Source organism: Arthrobacter sp. HMWF013 (assembly GCF_003061105.1).
In the GTDB taxonomy this organism is placed as follows: domain Bacteria; phylum Actinomycetota; class Actinomycetes; order Actinomycetales; family Micrococcaceae; genus Arthrobacter.
This window is the reverse complement of record NZ_QAIQ01000163.1, coordinates 1-4,454: the sequence shown is the minus strand read 5'-3', so window position 1 is coordinate 4,454 and position 4,454 is coordinate 1. Positions and strand designations below refer to the sequence as shown.

Genomic DNA, 4,454 nt, shown 5'->3' with positions numbered 1-4,454 from the left:
GAACTGGACGGAGAAATACTGCAACTCCACTCCCTGGACTACCGCAGCCCGGCCAGTGTGCCCGCCGGTGACGTGCTGGTGGTAGGCGCGGGCACCTCCGGCGCGGAGATCGCCATGGAACTCGCCCAGGAGCACCACTCCGGAAAGGTCTACCTCTCGGGACGGCCCACTCCGCACATTCCCGGGGCCGTTCTCCGCTGGGCCGGCCCGCTCTACTGGCGCCTGGTCAATTCCGTGCTCACCCTGGACACCAAACCCGGCCGGAAGGTGGCCGCAGACTTCCACAAACGCGGCGCCCCGCTGATCCGCATCTCCATCAAGGACGTCGAGCGCGCAGGCGTGATCCGGCTCCCCCGCGTCACCGGGGCGGTGGACGGGCAGCCGGTGTTCGACGCCGGAACCTCCGACGCCGGGACCTCCGACGGCGGGACGGCCAACCCGGGTGCCGTGCCCGGCAACTTCCGGACCGTTATCTGGGCCACCGGTTACCGGCCGGACTTCGGCTGGATGGCGGGACTGCCGGTGGATGATCTGGGCTGGCCGGTGACCAGCCGCGGTGTGGTGCAGGAAATCCCCGGCCTCTACTTTGTGGGCATGCCGTTCCAGTACGCCCTGACCTCCGGGACCGTGGGCGGGGTTGGCCGGGATGCTGAGTACGTGGTGGAGAAGCTGCTGACCCATAGCGCCCTGACCAGCACGAATGCTTGACGGACTTTGCGGAAACCTTGACGGATTACCCCGGCGTAATTTGATCCGGCCCGGGAACAGTAGTTCCTACGGAGCCTGGGGGCTCCCCAGGTCAGCGGATAACCGCACATATTCTTAGGGGTCTCACATGGGCAAGACAGCCGGACGTAAAAAGCGCATCATCATCACCACCGCAGCGATGCTGGCCATCGGCGGCGGCGCAGCCTTCGCATACTGGACCAGCACGGCGACGACGGACAAAACGGTGCAGTCCACCGCCGATTCGACGGCTATCACCATCAGCGTCGGGGCTTTCTCCGGCAGCCAGCTCTCCCCCGGCGGTCCGGCGCAGACCGCAACCTTTACCGTGGCCAACCCCGGTACCGGCGTCCAGAAGGTCAGCTCCGTGGCTGCCACCATCCTCAATGCTGACGGAACAGCCTGGGCTGCCGGCACCTGCTCCAAGGATGACTTCGAGGTCTCAACGACCGTCGTCCCCACCGAGCTGTCCGCCGCCCAGAGCGTCACGGGCACCGTCACTCTCAAAATGATCAACCGCGTGGACGTGAACCAGAATGACTGCAAGGGCGTAGCGGTACCGCTGCACTTCCTGGCCAGCTGAAACTCCCCGTCCTAAGTTTCATCCGGAAGGTCCCATGTTCCGCAGCACCAGCTCCCCTCAGGGTCCCCCCCGGCCCCGGTGGGGGCTGGTGCTGTTTGGCCGCCTGTTGCGCGGCACAGCTTTGGCCGGCATCGCATTCGCCGTCTCCCTGTCGTCCGGTGCGGGTGCCGCCCTTGCGTACTGGCCGGCATCGGGGACGGGGAGTGCGACGGCGGCAGTCGCCACACTGATTCCGCCCACCGGAGTTTCCGCTCTGGTGATGGCGTCCAATGTCTCAGTCAGCTGGACCGCTTCCGCGGGGGCTGTCGCACCCACCGGCTATTACGTCACCCGCATCACCGGCAGCACCTCCGCATTCGCGTGCGGCTCCAGCCCCGCTGCACCGCTCACCACTACGGCGTGCACGGACGCCTCTGTCCCCGTTGGCGCGCACAGTTATGTGGTGACGGCTGTCCACCGGTCCTGGAGCGCTGCCAGCCCAGCGAGCAACAGTGTCACCATCGCGAGCCTGTTTGAGCTCGCCTTCCTGTCCCAGCCGCCCGCCACGGTCACGGCAGGCTCCACCGTTGCCGGACTGCGCGTACAGCTCCAAACCCCGGGCGCGGGACTGCTCCAGCCAGCTCCCCTCAGGACACCCGGTGTGCAGGTGCGGCTGGGACTGGGCTCCCATCCGGCCGGTGGCGCATTGACCGGTGAACTGACCGCCACAACGGACGCCTTCGGCGTGGCCACTTTCGGTGGCCTGATCATCGAAAAAGCAGGGATTGGCTACACCCTGGCGGCGTCCAGTGCCGGGTACTCGGGTGCGGTCAGCACGAACTTCAGCGTCACCGCCGGACCCGCTACGCAACTGGTGGTGGCGTCGCCAGCATCGCTGACCGGCGTCGCTTCTTCAACTGCCTCCGTTGGACCCATCCTTGTTGAACGCCGCGACGCATGGGGGAATCCCGCAGTGGGAGAAAAGGCAACAGTCATGCTCAGTGAAGTAACAGGCAGTCTGAGCGTCCCGGGCTTTTTCGCCGTTACTGCAGGCGGTGAAAACATTGTCTCGGTAGCCATACAGGCCGGATCCACGTCAACGGCGTTCTACTACCGAAACACCAAAACAGGATGGACAACCCTGAAACCAAGCATTCCTGGCTTCGCGGTACCGGACGGCATCTCTGTGGAGGTCAGGGCGGGCGCGCCAAATAAGCTCAAGCTCACTATCGCCAACCTGCCTGTCCTTAAAAACGAACCCTTCAGCGCCACGGTCTCCATTGCGGATGCGTTCGACAATCAAACACAAAGCACTGCCCTTGTCAGCCTCACGTCCACGGGGGTGCAGAAGTGCAGGATCAACGGCGCCCCCGTCACCCTCGCAGCAGGAAACGGCCTGGTTTCCTTCGACAATCTTTCGCATAACGGAAAGCAAACGGGCTGCGAGTTCACGGCGGCCAGCGACGGGCTGCCCCCTGTCCACCTGATCTTCGACGTCGTCTAGCCCACCATATTCTCAAAGCGGACGTCTTCCATTGGGCAATAATGTCTTGCAATAACCGGTAATATTGTAGGACAATAAGTCATGGGGATCAGGTGGACGGCCAGCGCAGCCAAACATGGCGTAGACCGGGAGGATGCATTGAACGCCATCCTCCACCAGATCTATCATGTCGAGCAGTTCGACGAACCTCGGGTCGATCCGGGCACCAGGCCGGACCTGTTTATCGGCCCGGCCAGGGACGGACTCCGGATTTTGGAAGTCATGGCGGTCATTACCCCGCCAAGTGACCTCCTGATTTTTCATGTCATGGAGGCCCGTCAAAAGATCCTGGACATCGCGGAAAGGGAGACAGAAAAGTGAACGAAACGAAGAAACGCAATGGCAGCAAGGACCGCGAAGCTGCACAGGAGGCCCACTACGACGAACTGGCCACATGGGCTGAAACCGCGGACATCGGACCGGACGCCCGCATCACGAAATCCGCAGAACCGGAGGCCGGCCGTTCCCTCCTTGAGGCTGTACTCGGGTCAACCGAAGCCGTCCGGCGTGCCGTCGGCAAGCCCTCGCTAAGCGCCAGGGGAACATCGCCATCCCGCTCGCTGCGACTGCCTGCTGACATGGATGCCCAACTCGTGGAACGTGCGGAACAGGAACACCGGAACCCTTCGGCAATCATCCGGGACGCCCTGGCGCAATACCTCGCCAAGGCTTCCTAGCAGGGTTGACCCCCTACCCCACCAGCGCTTTCCGTTCCCGCTCGCTGAGGGAGGATACAAAACGGCAGTTCGAACACGTGATCTGGTAGGACCTGGACGTGGTGAAGACGGGAATGAAGAACAGCGTGAACTTCCGGGCGTGCTCGTCCAGGTAATGCTGGACGAACTGCCCGCAGTTCCGGCAGGTGGCGGGGCGCCCGGGCAGGGCGCGGACTACGGTCTTGAGGCCAAAGATGAAAAGCATGATGTTCCCTTCTAACGGACCCTTCGAGGGTACCGCTTAATCGAAAGCATGCTTAGTAATTGCGCCGGTGCTTCAGCCGCGGAAGAACGACGGCGAACACCGCCGCCGCCGCGAAGCCGAGTACTCCCGTGGCCGAGACCCCCGCACCCAACGAGGCCAGTGCCGTCACCCCGGAAAGCAGGACGGGCCCGCCGGTGGAGCCCGCGTCCGCGATGAACCGCCACAGCCCCAGGAACTGGCCCCGGCCGCGGTCCGGCGAGAAGTCAGCGCCGAGCGTCATGATCAGCCCGGAACTGATGCCGTTGCCGAAGCCGATCAGCAGCGAGGCCAGCAGCAGGCCGGTGAACGAGGCAGCCAGCGGAATCAGGAACATCGCGATCCCCATGATCACTGTGGAGGGGATGGCCACAAACAGCCTCCCGCGCCGGTCCATCACCTTTCCGGCCGGGTAGAACACCAGCATGTCGATTGCCCCGGACAGCCCGTAGATCACCGAGGCCTGCGCCGGATCCAAGCCCAGATGGTCCGCCCACAGCGGGATCACCACCTGCCGGGACGCGCGCAGTGCACTGAGCAGCAGGATCCCCACGCCCAGCGTCAGGAACACCTTGCCGTGCGCAACAGCCACATTCCGCAGCGTCGGCTCCGGACCCTTGTGGCCGCCGTCGGGCACTGGCGGGACCACCAGGTCCGGGATGGTGA

General features: G+C 64.2%; 6 protein-coding genes and 1 pseudogene. 5 read left to right on the top strand and 2 right to left on the bottom strand.

Translation table 11 applies throughout. From position 1 onward, the window contains the following. The 5 genes and pseudogenes from DBR22_RS07375 to DBR22_RS07355 form a co-directional block, all read left to right on the top strand. Nucleotides 1–708, top strand: a pseudogene (locus DBR22_RS07375) (hypothetical protein); the annotation flags it as partial. A gap of 127 nt (nt 709–835) precedes the next feature. Further along, nucleotides 836–1,309 carry a SipW-dependent-type signal peptide-containing protein gene (locus tag DBR22_RS07370; RefSeq protein WP_108598470.1) on the top strand — a complete coding sequence of 158 codons (474 nt, stop codon included), beginning with the start codon at nt 836–838 and terminating at the stop codon, nt 1,307–1,309. A gap of 88 nt (nt 1,310–1,397) precedes the next feature. Beyond that, nucleotides 1,398–2,792 carry a hypothetical protein gene (locus DBR22_RS07365; protein ID WP_181365075.1) on the top strand — a complete coding sequence of 465 codons (1,395 nt, stop codon included), beginning with the start codon at nt 1,398–1,400 and terminating at the stop codon, nt 2,790–2,792. Between the two features lie 138 nt (nt 2,793–2,930). Continuing rightward, nucleotides 2,931–3,152: a hypothetical protein gene (locus DBR22_RS07360; protein WP_219928085.1), complete on the top strand. Its 222-nt coding sequence runs from the start codon at nt 2,931–2,933 to the stop codon at nt 3,150–3,152. After that, the gene (locus DBR22_RS07355) at nt 3,149–3,508 is read left to right on the top strand and encodes a ribbon-helix-helix protein, CopG family (protein ID WP_108598467.1); all 360 of its coding nucleotides are present in this window, start codon (nt 3,149–3,151) and stop codon (nt 3,506–3,508) included. The genes DBR22_RS07360 and DBR22_RS07355 overlap by 4 nt, the downstream gene beginning before the upstream one ends. Before the next feature lie 13 nt (nt 3,509–3,521). Here DBR22_RS07355 and DBR22_RS07350 read toward each other — a convergent pair whose 3' ends face one another. Both DBR22_RS07350 and DBR22_RS07345 read right to left on the bottom strand, forming a co-directional pair. Continuing rightward, nucleotides 3,522–3,752 carry a zinc-ribbon domain-containing protein gene (locus DBR22_RS07350; protein ID WP_108598466.1) on the bottom strand — a complete coding sequence of 77 codons (231 nt, stop codon included), beginning with the start codon at nt 3,750–3,752 and terminating at the stop codon, nt 3,522–3,524. A gap of 52 nt (nt 3,753–3,804) precedes the next feature. Then, on the bottom strand, nt 3,805–4,454 hold a 650-nt coding region (locus tag DBR22_RS07345; RefSeq protein ID WP_146187423.1), incomplete at its 5' end, for an MFS transporter.